General features: G+C 53.6%; 1 protein-coding gene. It reads right to left on the minus strand.

Annotation, left to right across the window (positions count from 1 at the left end; all coding sequences use genetic code 11):
• Nucleotides 1-107: 107 nt before the first annotated feature.
• Nucleotides 108-321, minus strand: a 214-nt coding sequence (locus F1735_RS36120; RefSeq protein ID WP_222853206.1) for a hypothetical protein, incomplete at its 5' end; no start/stop codon positions are given.

A 321-nucleotide genomic window follows, 5' to 3' on the forward strand; every position in this document is an offset into this window, starting at 1 on the left:
TCCAAACGGGCCGTAAGGCTGGAACGTCAAGACATGGGCGCTGGCCATCTGCGCGGCGCTCAAATCAGGCAGCGCATCAATCGTCAAATAATGCATGAATAAGGATTTCAATATGATAAAAGTTGCTTAATTATAACACATATTTCCCAATATACTTGATGATCGATACCGCCCAAGCGCCGGACGGCGTGTAATCGATACCACACCGGCAAGCAATCAAGCGGCAAGCGGCTCAGCGACGCTTGCGTTTTTTCGGTGCCAGCATGGTGCCGGTGCAGGTGGGCGCGCCGCAGCGGCATTCGAACGCCTTTTTCACGGCCG

The sequence above is a fragment of the Massilia genomosp. 1 genome (assembly GCF_011682185.1).
In the GTDB taxonomy this organism is placed as follows: Bacteria; Pseudomonadota; Gammaproteobacteria; order Burkholderiales; family Burkholderiaceae_D; genus Telluria_A; species Telluria_A rubra.